Genomic DNA, 21270 nt, shown 5'->3' with positions numbered 1-21270 from the left:
TTAAAAATAATTATTTAATATATTAGTCTTTATCTGTGTAGAACATCACTGCAAAAGCCCCTGGACCACCATGCGTCGCAATAATAGGTGCTGTCTGTCGAACTAGAATATCAACTTTTGGGACTGCTGTTTGTAATAAATCGCGAACTTCAAATGCCTTTTTTTCATTTCCAGCATGAGAAATACCTACTGCTTTAACATTAGGTGTACTTTTTAATTCTTCAACTAAATCTGCAATAAATCTGTTAACCGTCTTCATACCACGGCCTTTATTTTTAATTTTTAATTCGCCATCAATCATTTCCAAAATAATCTTCATATTTAAAACACTTGAAAGAACACCAGTTAATCTTGATATACGTCCACCTTTGACCAGATTATCCAGAGTCATAACGGCCATATTTAGAGTTGAATTCTTACGGATTTCAGAAATTTTTGTTAAAATATCATCCATTGATGCACCTGAATTTGCTAACTTAGCAGCTGCTAAGACTTGAAAAGCCATACCTCGATCAGTAGAACGAGTATCAACAACGGTTACATCGGATTGACTCATTTCTGCAGCTTGCTCTGCAGTATGAACTGTACCACTAATTTGGTCAGTCATGTTAAGTGAGAGAACTTGGCTACCATCTGCCCCAAGACTGTCAAACATTTCTACAAAAGTACCAATTGGTGGCTGACTTGTTTTAGGTAACGTTTTTGACGTTTCCATTTTAGTCTCAAATTCGTCATTTGTAATTGATTCACCTTCAACGTAAATAGTATCATCAATCATAACGCTTAGAGGTATAATGCTAATGTCATTTTCTTTTATTTCATTATCTGTTAATCCAACAGATGAATCCGTTATTATTTTAATTTTTTTCATGTTTCTTCATCCACACTTTCTTAACAAAAGTTTTTAATCATGATACAATAATGTCACTATAAACTTTTCTATTTATAATGTCTAGTATATCAGAATTACTGGTCTATTTCACATAGAAATTGATGACTGAGGTGTTTTTTTGGAACATAATTACAGTAGAAGGTATCTCATCTTAAATGAGGTATTAAACGCGGTAACTCATGGTATTGGTCTTGGGTTAAGTATAGCGGGATTGATTTTTTTACTTATTAAAGGTGCTCATAATGGTAGTGCATTAGAAATTACCTCGTATGCTATATATGGTTCATCTTTGGTACTGCTGTACTTAACTTCTACCCTATTTCATAGTTTAATATTTACACGAGCAAGAACTGTTTTTCAAATCTTCGATCATAGTAGTATCTATATTCTGATAGCAGGTACTTATACGCCTTATTGTCTTCTCTCTGTTGGTGGGGCATTAGGTTGGACACTATTCGGAATCATCTGGATGATGACCGTTTTAGGAATTATTTATAAATCAATTTGGTTGGGTCATTTTAAAACAATTTCAACCATCATTTATCTAATTATGGGCTGGCTTTGTTTGAGCGCAATGATGCCACTTTATAATAGCCTCGGTACAATTGGGTTCTGGCTACTTGTTTCTGGTGGCATTGCGTTCACAATCGGCGCTGGAATTTATAGTATAAACGGTGTTAAGTACTTACATGTCGTTTGGCATTTATTTGTGATGTTAGGTACAGGATTAATGTTTTTTTCTATTTTATTATATACTTAAAGTTAAAAAGCGAAGACACATCCGTATTGGATATGTCTTCGCTTTTTAATTATTTTTTATCATAAATTCTAAATTCATGATCATATACATTTTTTTTGTCAATCATTCCCGGAATCGTTTCAATTAATTTCCAATGAGTATAATCAATAGGAATCATCATCACATCACCATCAAACGTAGCGTTAATTTTTGTTTGATACAATCTATTAACTTTTACATACATTTCAGAAAATAATGTTGCGCCACCAATAACAAAAATATCTTCAGAATATGTTTCTAATAAATCATTCAACTCTGGTATTGAATGAACAATCTTTAGAGTATCTGTTTCAACTAAATCGTTTTTACTTGAAAGAACAATATTAATTCGATTTGGTAATAGTCCCGGAAAACTTTCAAATGTATTTCTGCCCATAACAACGACCTTATTAAGCGTTGTTTTCTTAAAAAATTTTAAATCATTTGGTAAGTACCAAGGTAGCTTACCCTTATATCCAATATGATGTTCACTGTCTTCAGCCCAAATAAAATTAATCATTATTGACTCTCCTTAAGTAAATATTAAACTGCAACAGGCGCTTTAATAGGTGGTGCAGGATTATAGTCTTCTATTTTAATATCCGTCATATCGTATTCAAAAATACTATTTTTATCAGGATTTAACCATAATTTTGGCATGGGTTGCACTTCACGAGAAAGTTGTTCCTTCACTTGTTCTATATGATTATTGTAAATATGGGCATCGCCTAATGTGTGAATGAATTCACCAACTTCAAGTCCAACCTCTTTAGCAATTAGATGAGTTAATAACGCATAACTTGCAATATTAAATGGTACACCTAAAAAGACATCGCCACTTCTTTGATATAATTGACAACTTAATTTACCATCAGCCACATAAAATTGAAATAACGTATGGCAAGGTGGTAATGCCACATTTGGTACATCTTCTGGGTTCCAAGCGGACACAATTAATCTTCTAGAATCAGGTGTTTTTTTGATTGCTTCAATAACATCTTTAATTTGGTCAATCGTATCACCTTGTCTAGTTTTCCAATTACGCCACTGACTACCATAAACGTCACCTAATTCACCAAACTTTTTTGCAAATTCATCGTCTTCAATAATTTTATCGCAAAAAAGGTTTTTCTGTACTTCATATTCTTTTTTAAAATCAGTCTCTAAAAGTGATCGATGTCCAAAATCAGTCATATCTGGACCCATATACTGAGAACTTTCAATGTAATTTTTAAAAGCCCATTCGTCCCAAATATGATTCTTATGTTTCAATAAATATTGGATATTAGTATCACCTTTTAAGAACCACAGTAACTCACTCTTAATTAAACCAAATGGTACTTTTTTAGTTGTTAGTAGTGGGAATCCTTGACTTAAGTCAAACCTCATTTGATAGCCAAAAAGACTTTTAGTTCCCGTTTTTGTACGATCAGATTTATCATTTCCGTTCATTAAAATATCACGTTCAAGTTGCAAATATGTTTCTTCCATACGAAAATTACCCCTTTTCTGCATATTTACCTAAATAGTCCCAACGATTCATCTTTTCTTCAATTTCATCATCTAAATTATCAATTGACACTTGTAGTTCACTTAATGCTACAAAATCATTGCCATTGATATTCGACATATCACTTTCAGCTTTTTCTTTCTTAGCTTCTAAATTATCAATTGTCTGTTCAATTGTTTCAAATTCTTTTTGTTCAGCATAAGTTAATTTAACTTTTAATTTATCGTCAGAAATGGTGTCGTGTTCGATAATTTTTTCTTTTTTTGATATTGATACGGCATCATCCAGTGATTCTTTAGCAAGGTACGATGTAAATAATCCAGTATAACGATTAATTTTAGCATCGCCTTCAAAAATAAGTAATTGATCTGCAACTTTATCTAAAAAATATCTATCATGTGAGACAGTTATAACTGCGCCATTAAAAGATTCTAAATAGTCTTCAAGTACTGTTAATGTTCCAATATCTAAATCATTTGTAGGTTCATCTAGTAATAAGACATTTGGTTGTTGCATAAGTAATTTCAAGAGATAGAGTCTTCTTTTTTCACCACCGGATAGCTGTCTAATTAATGTCCCATGCATCGATCTTGGAAAAAGAAACTGCTCTAAAAGTTGTGTTGTACTTATTCGTTCGCCATGTTTATTTTCGATATTTTCACCAATTTCATTTAGATAGTTAATCATTCGTTTATCGCCAGGTATGGGTTCAGTTTGTTGCTGGTAATAACCTAATTTAACCGTTTCGCCCATTAGTAATTCGCCAGAGTTAAGTGGTAATTTTCCAGCAATTGCATTTAGTAAACTAGATTTACCAGCACCATTTTTACCGGTAATCCCGATTCTATCGCTCGCCTGAATCAACTCACTAAAATGATCAATAATTTTATGATTTTCTAAGACTAAACTAGCTTCTTTTAGCTCAATAACCTTTTTACCAAGCCGCTGTTGGCCTAGTCCAATTGAAACATCTTGATCAATTTGTAATGAATTCATATTTTCTTTTAAATCGTTAAAACGGTTAATTCGTGCTTGTTGTTTTGTTGATCTAGCTTTTGCTCCAGTACGCATCCAAGCTAGTTCCTTTTTATATAGCTGTTGTTCTTTATGCTCAGCGGTAACTTCCTGGGCAACTCTTTCAGCCTTTTGAGCAACGAAATCTTGATAGTTACCTTCATACGAGTGTAATTTACCAAATGATAGTTCTAAAATCTGGTTGGCAATTTGATCTAAAAAATACCGATCATGAGTAACAACAATTAAAGCTCCTTTGTACGTTTTAAGGTAACTTTCTAGCCATTCAATAGAACTAAAGTCCAAATGGTTTGTTGGTTCATCAAGAATTAATAAGTCAGGAGCTTGTATGAGTACTTGAGCCAAGCCAACTCTTTTTTTCTGTCCACCAGATAAGGTTGAGACTTTTTGTGTTAAATCCGTTATTTGTAATTGCGTTAGAATTGTTTTAACGTCATTATCGGCATTCCATGCATCTTCACGATTCATACGATCTTCCGCATCTGAGTAACGTTGCTGTAATTTTTCATCTTCAGGATGTTCACTATAGGCTGTTAAAACAGCTTCATAATGACGAATTGTTTCAAAAATAGGTGAAGCTCCTTCAAAAGCGGCTTCCATAATTGTCATATCATCATTTAATTCTGGTATTTGTTTTAAATAACTCATACGATAGTTATTTGGTTTAATTAAATCTCCTGAATCAGCTGGGTCAAGGTCTGTTAATGCATTTAATAACGTTGTTTTCCCTGAACCGTTAGTTCCAATCAATCCGATTCTATCTTTTTCATTAACAATAAAATTTAAATCATCAAATAATGTTTTTTCGCCGTATGTTTTCTTTAAATGTTCTACCCTCAGTGTTTGCATGTAATCACTCTCTTATCTAATTGATTCTCTTTTATAATTTGTATTACTAAGCATGTTTTGTAAAAAAAGAGATTAAATGATATTTAATCTCTTTTTTTACGCTAATTTTAACATTAGTTGCTTAGCCACTTTTAATAATTGAGTTGATTCGTTTGGGACTTCTTCTAGTAAAATACGATTTTCCAATATGGATAAAATTTGGCCTAATTTTTCACCTGGTTGAATACCAACATCTTTTATTAACTGTCGTCCATTAATTGCCATGTCTTTTTTAGACTTAATTGGAAGTGCAGTATAAGCAACTGTCAGCATTTCTGCATCTAAATTACTATTAAATATTGCTGCAACTTCATTTGCAATTAATAATAATTCTAATCCAGTTTCATACATCAGTTCTCGATTAACGGAATCATGAATAATACCGTTAAGTGCTTTGATAACTATTTGAACGTGTGTAATTAACTCATTTGAACTTTTCCATGAGATTAGAAAATGATTAATATTAGTTTCTGTTATCTTTAGAACATGAATAATTAACGACCAAGCAGCTACTTCTGATGTAAGTTTAATTGATTGCATTTTTGACATATCAGTTAGTTCCGATAAATAATTATTAAATTCGGGACAATATTTTACTAAATCTGATTCAACAAAATGTCGAAGTCCAATTTGAGGATTTTTTCCCAACAGTAATTTAATAAATTCAATATGAATCCGTTCAATAGCAATCTTTTTCAATAGTGGTGCATGTTTATTTAATGCTTTCTTCGTTTCCATTTCGATTGTGAAATCTAATTGGCTTGCAAATCTAATTGCCCTCATCATTCGTAAAGCATCTTCATTAAAACGTTCATCAGCAGTGCCAACAGCTCTAATGATGTGATTTTCTAAATCTTGTAGTCCGTTGAACAAATCAATAATCCGTCCATCATGTGTCATTGCTAAGGCATTGATTGTAAAATCACGACGTTTTAAATCTTCTTCTAAAGAGCGTACAAATTCAACATGATCTGGACGTCTAAAATCTTGATAAGTTGATTCTGTTCGAAATGTGGTGATTTCATAACCTTCTCCATGATCTAAAACCATAACAGTCCCATGTTGAATACCTGTATCTACCGTCTTATTAAAAATTTCCTTAATTTCCTCAGGGTATGCACTAGTGGCAATATCAATATCATGGATTGGTAATCCTAAGATAGTATCCCTAACACTTCCTCCGACAAAATATGCTTCAAAACCAGCATTTTCAATGGCTTTAATCACTGGTTCAGCATTAATGAAATCATCCGCAAGATTGGAAACTATCATAATATATTTTCCAATCCAACTAGTAATTCTTTATATTGTCCAATTTTTTCAGTAGCTAATGCAACACCAGACATGAATGAAATACGGTCAAATGAGTCCTGACGAATAGTTAATGCTTCACCCTCGCCACCAAATAAGACTTGTTCATGAGCAACATAGCCTGGTAAACGGACACTATGAATTCTCATGCCTTCAAAGGCTGCACCTCTCGCACCTGGTAATGTTTCTCTTTCATCAGGGTTGCCTTGAATTTTAGGTTTACGAACTTCAGCAATTAATTTTGCGGTATTTAAGGCTGTACCACTTGGAGCATCCAATTTATTATCATGATGCATTTCAATAATTTCAACGTCAGGTAAATACTTAGCAGCTTGTTGCGCAAATTGCATTAATAAAACAGCTGAAATACCAAAATTAGGAGCAATCAATCCACCTAATTTTTCTGTTTTACATAATTGTTTAAGTTCAGCTATATTATTTTCCGATAAACCCGTAGTCCCAATAACTGGTGACATATGTTTCGAAATAGCAAATTTAGTATTTTCGAAAACAACACTTGGGACAGTAAAATCAATCCAAACATCGGAAACTACGTTTATTTCATCTAGCTTATTGAATATTGGGACATTCTCTGTCTTATAGTCAGTAATTTCATTTATATTTTTTTCTGTAGCTGTAGTACTATAGACTCCAACTAATTCAAATAATGGATTTTCTAAGATCATATTTGTTGTAGTGGCACCCATTCGTCCTTTAAATCCAGCAACCAAAACTTTAATCATAGTAATCCTCCTCATCTTTAATTAATACAATCTAGTTTAACAGATTTATACTAGATTTAAAATGATAGTCAGCAGACATTCATCGATAATATGGTATGATATTTATATTGAATTTATTTCAGGGGGTAGAACTAATCTTAAAAAATGAACGAATTAAAATAATCGATTTAGTAATGATTGCGTTAGGTTGTTGTTTTTATGCATTTGGATTAGCAACCGTTAATATAACAAACCATCTTGCTGAAGGTGGTATAACCGGAGTTACTTTAATTTTACGTTATTGGTTTCATATTGATCCTGCGTATTCAACAATTGCAATTAATGTTCCATTAATCCTTATTGGTTACCGTTTTTTAGGTAAACGATCATTAGTCTATACTATATATGGAACAATAATGTTATCTCTTTTCTTATGGATTTGGCAACGTGTTCCGATTCAAATTAATGTAAATGATGATTTGTTTTTAGCAGGTATCCTTGCTGGTGCTTTTGGTGGCCTTGGGTCAGGCTTAGTATATCGTTTTGGTGGTACTACTGGTGGAACTGATGTAGTGGCTCGAATTTTTGAAAAAACACGTGGTATTCAAATGGGTAAGACAATTCTTGCCCTTGATATTGCTGTTTTGGTCATATCACTTAGCTACTTAGATTTAAGGCATATGATGTATACCCTACTAAGCTCATATGTTTTCTCAAAAATTGTTAACTTCACTCTTGAAGGTAGTTATTCTGGACTTGGCATCTTAATAATTAGTGACCAATATCAAATTATAACTAATGAAATTTGGGATAAATTAGGCAGAGGTGTTAGTTACATCAATGGTGAGGGATCTTATTCTCGCCAAAATAAAAAAATGATTTATGTTGTTATCAACCGTAATGAACTTCATCAGTTGAAGGAAATATTACAAAACCAGGATTCAAATGCTTTTGTTTCAATTAGTAGTGTTAATGAAGTACTGGGACAAGGGTTTAGTTTTAATCGACAAAAAAAGAATAAAATCACTAATATCACTAATATCTTTAATAAATGATTGGTCTTGCGCACTGCGATTTTTGCAGTGCGCTTTATTAGTGTGATATAGTTAAAGTAACTTATTGTTTATTACTAAAGGAGGCAATTAAATGAATTATCCCTATCAAAAAGCTTTTAATTTATCATTAGAATCCAACTCTTTGTCCCCATCAACAATTTTAGAATATAACTACGATATTCATGATTTTTTTAACTATCTTCTAAATTTTAATGATGCATTCTCTAATTCAATAATGGTTGAAACTATCTTAGAATCAGACGTTCGTCAATATTTAACTATGCTTCAAGATAAAAGAAATATTAAAAATTCAACATATACTAAGGTTTTATCGCATCTGAATGGTTATTTTAAATATTTATTTACCCATCAGATAAATACTCATATTCCAACATTAATGTTAAAAGGGAAAAAAAATATCGCAAATTCTGTTATAACCTTCAATTGGTTAATAGACTTCGACTCTTATCTTTTAAATTCAGAAATTAGCTACTATTCTCGACTTGTTTTATTAATGACACGGCATTTCTTTAAAATTTCAGAAATCTTACAACCTGGTTTTTTCGTTAGCTTTAAACAATTAACATTTACGGAAACAGAGGAATTATTTTTGAAGCAATTCAATACCTATATTAAACAACTACAAATTTTACAAAACTCCAACGATTGCTTTTTAAAACTGCGTAAAAATGTTGAAGCACCTTTATTATCTTTACCTGGTCTACATAAATTTTTAAAGAAAGATTTACAATTTATTGCGCCAAATGTTTCACCACGTCTGCTGTACCAGTCAGCTATTTGTTTTTCTATTCTCACTAACAATACGATGACAGATTCAGAAATTATGATGACGTTAAGAATTGATCCAAATTCACTTTTATACTACCGTCATTTAATTATTGAACAAAAATTAATCATATAAACCTTAAAAGAGCAACAAAAAGGAGCTAGAAAAATTCTAGCTCCTTTTTGTTGCCCAAATATTTTTAAATTATGCTACTTTTCGCCATAACTTTATCTAACCAATAGTCTTAATAATTCGTGCTGGATTACCTGCGATTAAAACATTATCAGGTACATCTTTTGTTACCACACTACCAGCACCAACGACGACATTATTTCCAATCGTGACACCAGGTAAAACAATCACTGATCCACCAAACCAACAATCATCACCAATTGTAATTGGTGCATCATATTGCCATCCTTCACGACGTAAATTTTTGTCCATAGAATGATGATTAGGTGTATATAACTGACAATTAGGCCCAATGAAACAGTGTTCTCCAATTGTTATTTGTCCTGCACTTAAAATCTGTAAATTAGAATTAATAAATGTGCCTGACCCTATTTTTAACATTTCCGGCCATTCTATAGTTGAAATTGGAAAATATATTTCAGCAGATTTTTCCATATTAGGTAAAAATTCTTTAAGCATTTTATCTGCATCATTCGTATCATGAGCCGCCAATTTATTTATTTTATAAATAGTTTGTGCACTTGTTTTAACAGTTTTTTGAGCCCATTCTTCTTTAGAATATTGGTACCAATCGCCATCTATAATTTTCTCAGTAATACTTTTTTTACTCAATCGTTCAATTTCTTTTTCGTTTAAATCTTTCATGTCCCTACCCCCGATATATAATTTTAGATAATTAATCGCCATTTAAACAACATTACCTATCTAAAATTATATCCTTAATAGCAATTAAAAAGCAAAAAATAATAATATCATTTATAAATATACCATCATAAATTCTATAATCTCTTTTCAAAAATTAAATTTTGGTCATTTTGTTCTATAAAGTGATAATTATTAGTCTTAGCTACTTTCAAACTTTTTATATTATTCAAATCTAGTATTATTTTTAATTTTTTTAACTTATATTCCTTTATAGCTAGTTTCTCAAGTTCTGTTAAGGCCTTTGACATTATTCCGCGTCCTACATACGACTTGTCTAACCAATAACCAACCTCAGCAGTTCCCATATGTAAATCTATTCCATGTAAATCAATCATGCCAACGATATTCTTATTAATTTTTATAGCGAAAATTAATTTAGTTTCATCCTTAAAAGAGTCTCTTAAAAAAATTATTTCATCATTAATCGATTTCATAGCATTAACCCATGGAAGCCACTCACTTAATTCAAGACGATTACGACTAATTAAATTAAATATTTCAGTACTATCTTCTAATTTTGGTATCACTATCTGATTTGTAATCATTTTACTTCCCCTTCTTTAAGCAAATCTTACAAATTGCTAACAAAAAACGCTTATACCAAAAGAATGATATAAACGTTTTATTTTAATAATTTATATCATTTTGAATATCAATAATTTCTTGATCATCAGGTACTAAAGCTAAGTAATGTTTAATTGCGTCCTTTAACTCCTCTTGTCGTCCGTTCTCTCTAAAAATAAATATAACAGATCTTAAAAAGTCAACTTGATTAGTAAAATAAGGGTATGCTTCTAAATAATTTTCTTCAGCTTTATCATAATCTTCAAGTCTTTCATATGAAATAGCTAAATTCCAAAATATTTGAGGATCTACATCTCCGTCGCTCTTGATATCTTCTAGTAATTTAATATCTTCATCATCACGTTCTTGCTTAACTAATAAATTACTTAATTGTAATAATATGCCAGTATTATCTGGATTAATATCAATTGCTTTATTTAAATACTTTTCAGCTTGCTTCTCATCGTCCAATTTTAAGGCAACAGTCGCTGCCTGTTCATACAATGTATCATTTACCTCGTCAACCGCTAACCCTTCTTGATAGACAAGTAAAGCATCATTCAATCTATTCTCATCTGAAAGTGCTTGACCAAGAATTGGATATAAGGATGTATACGAAGGATCTTCTTCCTTCAAATCATAAAGAATATCAATTGCTTTTTGTTGATCATTTAATTGTAGATAGGTTAAACCCATCTGTAACTTAGTATCAGAGTCCATATTTTCTAAATGAATTTGTTCTAAATATGCCATTGCTTTTTCAAACTGCCCACTGTTTGCGTAACTAACACCTAATCTTTGTACTAAGTTAACCTGTGACAGTTCAGTCTGTCCTGATTTAATTAATTCAAGATAAAATCCGATTGCCTGACTAAATTGTTTTGTATTAAAATATAGTTCGCCTAAAGCAAATTGGATAACTTCTTCTTCAGGAGCCAACTTATATGCAGTTAATAATTTATTTTCACTAACTTCAAACATACCTTGTGTCTGATATAAATCGGCAGCAACCATAAGAGACTGAAGATAAGCTTCTGAATCTTCTTCAATTTCTGACAAATAGTTAAGTGCTTCATCAGATTTTCCTTCACTAATTGCAATATCTGCCAGGAATGTTTTTAAAGTATCTTCTTCTGGATATTTTTCTAATAATCTTTCATAAGTACGTTTAGATTGAGCTAAAAAACCTAAGCTATATAACTCTTCTGCTAAACTAAATAATGTTGCATCATTGTCTTTTCTTAATGCTCTGGCAAATTCTTTCATTGCCTCATCAATTTGTCCTTCGTCCAAGTAGTCTAGCATAATTTCTGAATGCGTCATTAAATAACTTCCCTTCATTATTAAATTAATATGGTTTAGTTTAATCTATCATACACACAATAGCTAGTAATCTCGTACATAACTATTGTCTATAAAATAAATTATAGATTGAAAAAGCTAGTACAAAATGAATTGTACTAGCTTTTTCTAAGTATTATTTAACAGAATCCTTTAAAGCTTTACCTGGTTTAAATGCAGGTACTTTACTTGCAGGGATTTGAATTTCTTCACCAGTTTGTGGGTTACGACCTTTACGAGCAGCGCGTTCACGTACTTCAAAGTTACCGAAACCGATTAATTGAACTTTTTCACCTGTAGCTAATGTGCTTTGGATTGAACCAAATACAGCATCAACTGCGACAGTAGCATCTTTTTTTGTCAATCCTGTTTCTTTTGCAACATTTTCGATTAATTGTGCTTTGTTTGCCATAATGTTTCACCTCCCCTAAAATGTGTCCGAATATTTAAAAATATTCAGCCATTATTATTTAAAATAAATAATAATAATAGAACCAGAGATTACTCTACTAATTCTTTATTTAAGATACCATACAAAACGTATTACATCAAGGTATTTAACTACTTTAGCAGAAAAAAAGATGGCATGGTAGCGTTTTATCAATTTGAATTATTTTCTTCTTCTTTCAATAACATGAATTGGTGTTCCTTCAAAATCAAACGATGTTCTAATTTGATTTTCTAAGAAACGTTCATATGAAAAATGCATCAAATCAGTATCATTAACAAATACAACGAATGTAGGTGGTTGTATTGCTACTTGTGTTGCATAGTAAATTCTTAAACGTTTTCCATTATCAGTTGGCGTTGGATTATGGGCTACTGCATCCATAATGACATCATTTAATACTGAAGATGTAATACGACGACTATGATTTTCATTTACGCGTTTAATTAATTCGGGTATCTTAGATAATCGTTGCTGTGTAATTGCAGACACAAAAATAATAGGAGCATAACTAAGATATGCAAATTCTTGACGTATATTAGCCTCAAAATCAGATAATGAATGATTATCTTTTTCAAGAGTATCCCATTTATTTACGACGATAATGATACCACGTCCTGCTTCATGGGCATACCCTGCAACTCTCTTATCTTGTTCCCGAATACCTTCTTCAGCATTTAACACAACTAAAACAACATCTGAACGATCAATAGCACGCATGGCACGTAGTACAGAATACTTTTCAGTATTTTCATATACTTTTCCGCGTTTTCTAATACCAGCTGTATCAATCATTGAGAACATATCGCCCTCTTCAGTATCAAAAGCTGTATCAATTGCATCACGTGTAGTCCCTTCAATAGGTGAAACAATAACACGATTTTCACCCAGGATTGCATTCACCAATGAAGACTTACCCACGTTAGGACGACCAATCAAACTAAACTTAATTCGACTGTCATCTTCATCAGGAATATTTTCAGGGAATTTCTTTGTAATCTCATCCAATAAGTCACCAACCCCAAGGCCATGACTACCAGAAACTGGAAATGGTTCTCCAAATCCTAATGAATAGAAATCAAAAATATCTTGTCTAGACTCGGGATTATCAACTTTATTAACCGCTAAAATAACTGGCTTATCAGAACGATATAAAATTTTAGCCACTTTCTCATCAGCATCCGTTACGCCTTCTTTTACACTTACAAGAAAAACAATAACATCAGCTTCATCGATTGCGATTTGTGCTTGTTCAGTGATTTGCGTCAAAAAGGGTTCATCACCGATATCGATACCACCAGTATCAATCAAGCTAAATTTTTGCGCTAACCACTCACTATGAGCATAAATACGATCTCGTGTAACACCAGGAGTATCCTCAACAATTGAAATTCTTTCCCCGGCTATTCTATTAAAAACTGTGGACTTTCCAACATTAGGACGTCCAACAATTGCTACAACAGGATTTGCCATAGATAGTACCTCACTCTCTAAATATCTTTTGTAATAAATAATAAAAACGACTGAACTACAGTTCAGTCGTTACTTAAAAATAATATTTTAATTATTTGTTAGTATCTGCATCTTCTAATGCTTTACCTAAAATATCACCAAGTGTGAAACCAGTACTTTCTTCTGGCATACCACTCATTGTTGATTTAGGAGCTTTAGCTTTTGGTGCAGCTTTTTTAACTGTTTTTTTCTTTTCAGGTTTTTCTTCTGTTGCTGGTTTTTCTTCGAGAGCTTTAATTGATAAAGCTAAACGATGTTCTGCTGGATGTACTTCAAGTACTTTAACTTGAACAGCTTGGCCAGTTTTTAAAACTTCGCCTGGTGTAGCAATATGTGTGTAAGAAATTTGTGAAATATGAACTAATCCTTCAATTCCAGGCATAACTTCAACAAATGCACCAAATGTCGTTAAACGTTTAACAGTACCATCTAAGACGTCATCTACATGGATATCATTTTCAACATTATCCCATGGTTGAGGTAATGTTTGTTTGATTGATAATGAAATACGATTCTTATCTAAATCGATTGCCAATACTTTAACTTTAACTTCTTCACCAACTGATAAGACATCTTCTGCCTTAGAAATACGGTTGTAAGAAATTTCTGAAATATGAACAAGTCCATCAATACCACCAAGATCAACAAATGCACCGAAGTTAGTTAAACGGGCAACTGTTCCTGTTACAACTTCACCAACTGTTAAAGTTTTAAGAGTTTCTACTTTTTGAGCATCTCTTTGAGCTTTAACAATTGCTTTATGTGATAAGATTAATCTATTTTCAGTTGGGTCAATTTCAATAATTTTGAAATCTAATGTTTGATGGTTATATTTTGATAAATCTTCAACAAAACGATCATCAATCATTGAAGCGGGTACGAATCCACGCACACCAGCATCAGCAACTAATCCACCTTTAACAACTTGTGTTACTGTAGCTTCGATTGTAGCATCATCATCAGCTAATTTTTGTAAGTCATTCCAAACTTCACGTTCAGCAATTCTTCTTTGTGATAGTAAGTAACTACCACCTTCTTTATCGCCACCGATACTTGAAATAACAACTAAATCCATAACGTCACCAATTTTGACAACGTCTTCTGTTTCTTCACCAGCTTTAAGTGCTAGTTCTTTAGCTGGTACAACACCTTCAACACCGGCGCCTTCAATACCAACAATGACTTGTTTAGCATCATCGATAGCTAAAACTTCACCTTTTATAACAGAACCAACCTTAACTTCACTTACACTATTTAATGCTTCTAGTAAATCATTATTTTCTTCAATATTACTCATGGACAATGTCCTCCTTAGCGAATAAACTCTATTTATTATTTTAGCTGAAATGAAGAGTAATTACTAGTGCTAATACTCATTTTTCACATTTTATTTTATTATTTGTTAATTATATCCATAATTTTCTGTACGACCCCATCAATATTCATTGAAGTCGTATCTACAAGTATAGCATCTTTTGCCTGAATAAGCGGAGAAATTTCACGTGTAGAATCTTTTCGATCTCGTTCGGCAATTTCAAACTCTAAAACATCAAGTGTTGTATTAATACCCTTAATTTGATTTTCCTTAAATCGGCGAAGAGCACGTTCTTTAACACTCGCAACTAAGAATATTTTAACTTCAGCATTTGGTAATACTGTCGTTCCGATATCACGACCATCCATAACAATTGATCCATCTTCGGCAATTTCTTGTTGTCTTTTAACTAATTCCTTGCGTACACCTTCTTGAGCAGCAACCGTTGAAACATTATTAGTTACCTCAGGTTGCCTAATTGCTTGTGTTATGTCTATATTGTTTATATAGACTAATTGTTCTGGATTTGCTGGTTTAAAAGAAATTATTGTATCTTTTAATAGACTAACTAACTTATCATCATTATCCAGCGCAACATTCTTTGCCATTGCTTCAAAAGTAATTGCTCGATACATTGCCCCAGTGTCGCAATAAACATAATTTAATTTTTTAGCAACTAATTTAGCGACAGTGCTTTTTCCTGCGGATGCCGGTCCGTCAATTGCAATTTGGATATTATTTTTCATCAAGTAATTCCTCCATAAAAATGGGATTGATTAGATATCAATCCCATATGTATATTATTTAACTCTTATTTTTTGTCCTGCACTAATAGAAGTAGTCAACCCTGGATTCATTTGTAGAAGTTGTTCTGTAGTTAACCCATTGTTTGCTGCAACACGATATATGCCTTGTCCTGCTTCGACAGTTACATATGACTTTGAAGATGCACTTGATGAACTATCAGAGCTGGTTGATTCACTAGACGCTGAGCTAGAGCTTGAATTAGTGCTAGAACTAGCTTTCTCTTTTGATTCAGAGCTAGCTTTTTCTTTTGATGCTTTTTCTTTCGATTCAGAACTAGCTTTTTCTTTTGATTCAGAGCTTTTCTTAGCACTTGAGCTAGAACTATCAGAATCATCAGTTTTGGTAACTATTTTTTTACTTACTGAACTCTCGCTTGTGGTTCTATCTTCTGGTTGGTATACTTTGTTACTTTCAACAATATAAAAAGCAATCGTTCCAATAATAATAGCTACAAAAACAACTAATAACCCCGTAGTTAATAATGAACTATTTTTACTTTTACGTCTATTCGCTGATCGAGAATAATTTCCATTATCGTCTCTATCGTCTTCGAATGATTTTTCCCAAGGCTTTTTTTCTGAATTATCTTTTTTATCACTCATTTTTCAATCCTCCTAAAAACAATTATCATTATTTTACCATAATAATCCAAATTATTCTCAAGATAATTTAAACAATCTTGAAATAATATTATCTGTTGATTGAATTAACTGCTTGTCATCATTTTTGATTATCTTTTTTTCTAATCCAATCTTTTGAAGTACATCCACATTAAATAACGCTGAGCAACAGAATTCATCATGTTCTATTAATTTCGATTCTCCAAAATGGTTTAAAATTTGTTGCTTTCGACAATTACTTGAATTAACAAACATTATCATATTTTGTAATCCAGTTTCTTTTTCAATTTTCCTTTGTCTAAAAAGGAACTGCACCTCTTCAACTGAGCTTTGTTTCTCATAGTAATAATCTAACAGTTTACCTTTTTCTTCTCCAAGACCAACTAATTCCTTATGTTTTTTAAAATACATCCTAATAAAATCATCATCTGGAATGGTTAAATCAATTAAGTTTCTTTGTAGAAACACATCATTTTCTTGAGAAAAAACAATTGCGATACTCTGCTGGCCATCTCGTCCAGATCGGCCAAATTCTTGTACGTAGCTTTCAAAATCAGCGGGCATATGATAATGGATAACGTATCTAATATCTTTCTTATTAATACCCATACCAAAAGCGCTTGTTGCACATATAACATCTATTTGATTTTCCATAAATTGTCTTTGTACCGTATACCTTGCCATATCATTCAAGTCAGCATGGTACGGTTCAGACCTTAATCCAGTGTTATTATTTATTAAATCTGAGACCTCATTTGCCTTTTTCTTGCTCGAGAAATAAACGATTCCAACACCCTTGATTTTATTCAATAAATTTAATAATTGCTTATTTTTATCAGATTCATCATGCACTTTTAAGACACTTAAAAAAATATTACTTCTATTAACCGATTTAATGATTTTATGAAAATCTCGACCTTCTGTTTTTAATTGTGTCATAATATCATTCTGAATATTTAGTGCAGCTGTGGCTGTCAACGCCAAAACGCAAGGTGTACCAAGTTTCACAATTGCATTATTCAAATCCAAATAATCAGGCCTAAAATCTGGTCCCCAAGTGGAGATACAATGTGCCTCATCTACAACAAATAGTGATACATCTATTTGTTTAAGGGCATTTATCACTTCAAATTGACTTAGCATTTCAGGAGATAAATAAACAAATTTATAAGATTGTATATTTTTTAACACATATTTTTTTTCAGAATAACTCAATATTGATGTTAATCCAATAGCTGTCCCATTACCACGAAAATTAAATTGACTAACTTGATCTTGAATTAAAGATAACAACGGTGAAACGATAACTGTCGTACCATTCATAAGATAGCCAGCTAACTGATAACACAATGATTTCCCAGTCCCTGTAGGTAGTACTGATAACGTGTCTTGACCAGATAAGATAGTTTCTATGGTTTCTTCTTGGCCTATCATAAATGAATCGAATCCAAAGTATTCCATCAATTTTTCTTTTAAATTAATTTTGGACATCTATTTTACTCCTATAAATTTGATACAAACGATAATCGAAAAAATTTATATCAGGTTTCTTATTTTGTATTATTTTAAAAGGTACTTGATCAATATCTCTCCCCATAATTTCAGATAAATCATTAACTATTTTTTTTGTTAAAAAAGTATCAAATGGAAATTTTTCACTAATCATTGCTAATTCAAGTAAATGTTCAAAAATTGTACTAGTCTTCAATCCTCTACTTTTAGCCACATCATTAACAGATAGGCCCATAGTAATTAATCTCATCGTTTCCTTTGCACTTTCAGAAATAATTCCTGTTTTTAGAATTGACTGAACTAATTCTTTGAACACACTTTGTTTTTGCTCCTCAATCCAACTAGCAAAAAAATTTATTGTATCTCTGTATATTAATTGAATCTCCATTTCTGATAGATTCAACTCATTTGCTAACTGTTTATTGGTCAATCCATTAAGATTATGACCAATTAATTTGTTCATAAATATTAAACTAGAATTTGTATCAATTTTTTGCACGAACAATCGTAATTCTAAATTAACTTGTTTTGTTAGTATTGTTTTGTCATTATTAGAAATCCATTTTTTGATATTAAATTTAGTTAATTCGGATGTTACGACAGGATAATAATGACGATTAACAAAGCTAAGTTCAGATACAACTTGTATAGCTAAAATACAAGTTTCTGACCATTCATTAAATTTATATTGATTTATTAATTTAGGGTGCTTAATTTGATATAAATCGCTTTTCGCTTTTTTTTGTCGAATTAAACCATTTTGCGTTAACCGAACTTGCCCATTAGATTCAGTGAGTAATTTATTTTGTTTCAACTTAGAAAGTATTTTTTGATATATTTCATTTGTAAATTGAGGATCAATACTAAAATAATCTAGCAAATCATAACGCATTCCCCAATATATATTGGAAACAGTATTCCGACCTGTAATAATGCTAAATATTACATTAGGTCGCCGATATTCGACATTAAACATTTGTAAGAGATAATCTTCAACCATAAAATACCATCCTTATAAAATAAAATGAGGAAGAATCACTTAAGAATTCTCCCTCATTAATTATACTATAGTTGTTTATATTTTTTATTATTTAACTGAACCCAACCATACATTCTCTGATATAAAAGACTAAATAACCCAACGACCAGAATTCCTTTTATAATATTAAAAGGAACAATACCAACAATAACGTACTTGGATACTGACATTCCGATATTCATACCGATAACATTCAAGTACACTGGTAGAATTACAAAATAATTTGCAATAGATAATACAGCAGTTAGTACAAAGGTACTCACTAAAACTGCCAAAATACTCTTTCCAAGTGTTGGCTTAAGGTTTCCTTTACCTTTGAGAAGATAATATGCTGGAAATGATACCGCCATTGATGCTAAGAAATTACTTCCAACACCTATCAAGCTGGCAATATCTGTTCCAGTTGAAACTAGATACAGCAATGAACGAACGACGGCAACCATCACACCGCTCATTGGTCCCAAAATAAAAAATCCAATTAAAATTGGTAAATCACTAAAATCAATTTTTAAATACGGAAAAATTACTGGGAAAGATAAAAACATTAATACGTATGAGATTGCAGCTAAGAACGCTGTAATCACAACTTTATAAACTGGTGACCGATTCATACTAGAAAACCTCCTGGAAGGCCATCTTCAATGAAGAACCTTTCAAGTAAATAAAAATGAACGCCATTAATCACTAAAGATTAACAGAGTTCATTTGAAATTACTTACTCAAATAAGCCCTATCTTCTTTATCCAGACTTTAACTGTCGGTACTGGAATTACACCAGTCCAGCCACATATACAATGTGGGTCGCGGACTATAACCGCCGGTCGGGAATTACACCCTGCCCCTGAAGACGAACCAAATATTTTATTACGCTACAAAATATAACATAGGATAAAATAAGTTACAATTATTTACGCTCGGCGATACTTTTCAATGCATGAACTTCTTCTTCAGATAACTCACGGTATTGACTCGAAGTTAATCCATATAAATCTAAGAATCCATAAGTTTCACGTTTTAATTTTTCCACTGGATGTCCGACCTCTGCCAACATATTTTTAACTTGATGATTTCGGCCTTCATGAATTGTTAATGAAACAATTGCTTTTTGCTTATTTTTATCTGCTGAAATAATTTTTGAATGAGCAGGAGCCGTTTTCTTACCATCAATTACAATTCCTTGACGTAACGTTTTTAAATCATCATTAGATGGAATACCATTCACTTTAGCGACGTAAGTTTTGTCAATCTTATACTTTGGATGAGTCATTTTGTTGGCTAACTCACCATCATTTGTCATTAATAATAATCCAGAAGTATCATAATCTAATCGACCGACTGGATAAATTCTTTCCCTTACACCTGGAAAATAATCCGTAACAACCTTACGATCTTTATTATCCTTAACAGCCGAAATAACTCCTCTTGGTTTGTAGAATAAATAATAGACTAATGGTTCTTCATTTAAACGAATACCATCAACTTCAATTTTATCTTCACTTGTGACCTTAATACCCAACTCACTTGCAACCTTACCATTCACCTTAACATGACCTTCTGAAATCATTTTTTCGGATTGTCTTCGTGACGCAACACCTGATTGCGCCATAACTTTTTGTAATCTTTCTGCCTCTGCCATATTATTCCTCATTTTCTTGTAATTTTTCGTTAAAATTATTTAAAAAAAGTTTACCTATTTCTCCATCAAAATCTTGATTTTCACTAATCACTGGAAGTTCTTTTAGTTCAGTTAATCCAAAATAATTTAAAAATTGCGTCGTTGTTACATATATAATAGGTCTTCCTGGTACATCAAGACGTCCATTTTCACGAATTAGATCTAAAGCAATCAATTTTTGCAGTGATCCTGAACTTTGAACTCCTCGGATATCATCAATTACAAGTCGTGTCACTGGTTGTTTATAAGCAATGATAGCTAGCGTTTCCAGTGCTGCATTAGAAAGTCTTCTTGAATTAGGATTTTCAAAATAATCTTTAATTAAATCTGCTAATTTCTCTTTTGTTACTAATTGATAACAATCATTATATTGAATTAGCTCCAAGCTAGAATTTATATCATTTTTATACTTTAATGATAATTTTTCAAGTTGTTCTTTAACTGCTGATTTCAATAATCCAGTTAATCTAGATAATTCTGCTAGAGATATTCCTTGATCCCCACTCACAAATAAAAGTCCTTCAATATTTGCTAAATGACTCACCTTCGTACCTCCTTAATA

Annotated in this window: 22 protein-coding genes and 1 riboswitch; of the genes, 3 read left to right on the top strand and 19 right to left on the bottom strand. The window is 31.9% G+C overall.

All coding sequences use genetic code 11. From position 1 onward, the window contains the following. Nucleotides 1–22: 22 nt before the first annotated feature. The gene (locus tag AC1RP4_RS02355; RefSeq protein ID WP_481761333.1) at nucleotides 23–871 is read right to left on the bottom strand and encodes a DegV family protein; all 849 of its coding nucleotides are present in this window, start codon (nucleotides 869–871) and stop codon (nucleotides 23–25) included. A gap of 139 nt (nucleotides 872–1010) precedes the next feature. Between AC1RP4_RS02355 and trhA the strand changes: the two genes are divergently transcribed. Next, the gene (gene trhA / locus AC1RP4_RS02350) at nucleotides 1011–1652 is read left to right on the top strand and encodes a PAQR family membrane homeostasis protein TrhA (protein ID WP_481761334.1); all 642 of its coding nucleotides are present in this window, start codon (nucleotides 1011–1013) and stop codon (nucleotides 1650–1652) included. A gap of 49 nt (nucleotides 1653–1701) precedes the next feature. Here the strand turns inward: trhA and AC1RP4_RS02345 are convergent, their stop codons facing one another. The 5 genes from AC1RP4_RS02345 to dapB all read right to left on the bottom strand — a co-directional run bounded on the left by AC1RP4_RS02345 (nucleotide 1702) and on the right by dapB (nucleotide 7157). Further along, nucleotides 1702–2190: a dihydrofolate reductase gene (locus AC1RP4_RS02345; protein WP_481761335.1), complete on the bottom strand. Its 489-nt coding sequence runs from the start codon at nucleotides 2188–2190 to the stop codon at nucleotides 1702–1704. A 23-nt stretch (nucleotides 2191–2213) separates the two neighbouring features. After that, nucleotides 2214–3161 carry a thymidylate synthase gene (locus tag AC1RP4_RS02340; RefSeq protein WP_481761336.1) on the bottom strand — a complete coding sequence of 316 codons (948 nt, stop codon included), beginning with the start codon at nucleotides 3159–3161 and terminating at the stop codon, nucleotides 2214–2216. Nucleotides 3162–3168: 7 nt separating this feature from the next. Continuing rightward, nucleotides 3169–5064, bottom strand: coding sequence for an ABC-F family ATP-binding cassette domain-containing protein (locus AC1RP4_RS02335; RefSeq protein ID WP_481761337.1), 1896 nt, complete (start codon nucleotides 5062–5064; stop codon nucleotides 3169–3171). 96 nt (nucleotides 5065–5160) lie between these two features. Beyond that, complete coding sequence (locus AC1RP4_RS02330) at nucleotides 5161–6375, bottom strand: CCA tRNA nucleotidyltransferase (RefSeq protein ID WP_481761338.1); 1215 nt, start codon at nucleotides 6373–6375, stop codon at nucleotides 5161–5163. Further along, nucleotides 6372–7157, bottom strand: a complete 786-nt coding sequence (gene dapB / locus AC1RP4_RS02325; RefSeq protein ID WP_409022516.1) for a 4-hydroxy-tetrahydrodipicolinate reductase — start codon at nucleotides 7155–7157, stop codon at nucleotides 6372–6374. Before dapB ends, AC1RP4_RS02330 begins: the two co-directional genes overlap by 4 nt. A gap of 173 nt (nucleotides 7158–7330) precedes the next feature. Here dapB and AC1RP4_RS02320 point away from each other — a divergent pair, with 173 nt between their 5' ends. Beyond that, nucleotides 7331–8191: a YitT family protein gene (locus tag AC1RP4_RS02320; RefSeq protein ID WP_481761410.1), complete on the top strand. Its 861-nt coding sequence runs from the start codon at nucleotides 7331–7333 to the stop codon at nucleotides 8189–8191. A gap of 91 nt (nucleotides 8192–8282) precedes the next feature. After that, a complete protein-coding gene (locus AC1RP4_RS02315; RefSeq protein WP_481761339.1) occupies nucleotides 8283–9113 on the top strand; it encodes a site-specific integrase in 831 nt (276 codons plus the stop codon). 96 nt (nucleotides 9114–9209) lie between these two features. Here AC1RP4_RS02315 and AC1RP4_RS02310 read toward each other — a convergent pair whose 3' ends face one another. From AC1RP4_RS02310 to scpB, 13 genes are all read right to left on the bottom strand, one after another. Next, nucleotides 9210–9815 carry a sugar O-acetyltransferase gene (locus tag AC1RP4_RS02310; protein WP_481761340.1) on the bottom strand — a complete coding sequence of 202 codons (606 nt, stop codon included), beginning with the start codon at nucleotides 9813–9815 and terminating at the stop codon, nucleotides 9210–9212. 134 nt (nucleotides 9816–9949) lie between these two features. Beyond that, nucleotides 9950–10420, bottom strand: coding sequence for a GNAT family N-acetyltransferase (locus AC1RP4_RS02305; RefSeq protein WP_481761341.1), 471 nt, complete (start codon nucleotides 10418–10420; stop codon nucleotides 9950–9952). A gap of 82 nt (nucleotides 10421–10502) precedes the next feature. Beyond that, on the bottom strand, nucleotides 10503–11762 hold the full coding sequence (locus AC1RP4_RS02300; RefSeq protein ID WP_481761342.1) for a tetratricopeptide repeat protein: 1260 nt from the start codon (nucleotides 11760–11762) through the stop codon (nucleotides 10503–10505). A gap of 154 nt (nucleotides 11763–11916) precedes the next feature. Beyond that, nucleotides 11917–12192, bottom strand: a complete 276-nt coding sequence (locus AC1RP4_RS02295; protein ID WP_409022511.1) for an HU family DNA-binding protein — start codon at nucleotides 12190–12192, stop codon at nucleotides 11917–11919. 198 nt (nucleotides 12193–12390) lie between these two features. After that, a complete protein-coding gene (gene der / locus AC1RP4_RS02290; RefSeq protein ID WP_409022510.1) occupies nucleotides 12391–13701 on the bottom strand; it encodes a ribosome biogenesis GTPase Der in 1311 nt (436 codons plus the stop codon). 91 nt (nucleotides 13702–13792) lie between these two features. After that, on the bottom strand, nucleotides 13793–15037 hold the full coding sequence (gene rpsA / locus AC1RP4_RS02285) for a 30S ribosomal protein S1 (protein ID WP_481761343.1): 1245 nt from the start codon (nucleotides 15035–15037) through the stop codon (nucleotides 13793–13795). Nucleotides 15038–15135: 98 nt separating this feature from the next. Beyond that, complete coding sequence (gene cmk, locus AC1RP4_RS02280; RefSeq protein ID WP_481761344.1) at nucleotides 15136–15801, bottom strand: (d)CMP kinase; 666 nt, start codon at nucleotides 15799–15801, stop codon at nucleotides 15136–15138. A 54-nt stretch (nucleotides 15802–15855) separates the two neighbouring features. Further along, entirely contained in the window at nucleotides 15856–16464 is a 609-nt protein-coding gene (locus tag AC1RP4_RS02275; protein WP_481761345.1) for a LysM peptidoglycan-binding domain-containing protein, read from the bottom strand. 57 nt (nucleotides 16465–16521) lie between these two features. Next, nucleotides 16522–17973, bottom strand: a complete 1452-nt coding sequence (locus AC1RP4_RS02270) for a RecQ family ATP-dependent DNA helicase (protein WP_481761346.1) — start codon at nucleotides 17971–17973, stop codon at nucleotides 16522–16524. Further along, nucleotides 17960–18994 (bottom strand): helix-turn-helix domain-containing protein, encoded by a 1035-nt coding sequence (locus AC1RP4_RS02265; protein ID WP_481761347.1) that lies wholly within the window; start codon nucleotides 18992–18994, stop codon nucleotides 17960–17962. Before AC1RP4_RS02265 ends, AC1RP4_RS02270 begins: the two co-directional genes overlap by 14 nt. Before the next feature lie 65 nt (nucleotides 18995–19059). After that, on the bottom strand, nucleotides 19060–19644 hold the full coding sequence (locus AC1RP4_RS02260; RefSeq protein ID WP_409022504.1) for an ECF transporter S component: 585 nt from the start codon (nucleotides 19642–19644) through the stop codon (nucleotides 19060–19062). Between the two features lie 117 nt (nucleotides 19645–19761). Beyond that, nucleotides 19762–19886, bottom strand: a riboswitch (FMN riboswitch). Nucleotides 19887–19937: 51 nt separating this feature from the next. Next, the gene (locus tag AC1RP4_RS02255) at nucleotides 19938–20669 is read right to left on the bottom strand and encodes a pseudouridine synthase (protein ID WP_409022503.1); all 732 of its coding nucleotides are present in this window, start codon (nucleotides 20667–20669) and stop codon (nucleotides 19938–19940) included. 1 nt (nucleotide 20670) lies between these two features. Beyond that, nucleotides 20671–21252: an SMC-Scp complex subunit ScpB gene (scpB, locus tag AC1RP4_RS02250; RefSeq protein ID WP_481761348.1), complete on the bottom strand. Its 582-nt coding sequence runs from the start codon at nucleotides 21250–21252 to the stop codon at nucleotides 20671–20673. Nucleotides 21253–21270: the final 18 nt, after the last annotated feature.

The organism is Dellaglioa sp. CoH-56-MRSF-10, from assembly GCF_056782175.1.
Note: the sequence above shows the minus strand (reverse complement) of the source record. Positions and strands in the feature narration are given on the sequence as shown.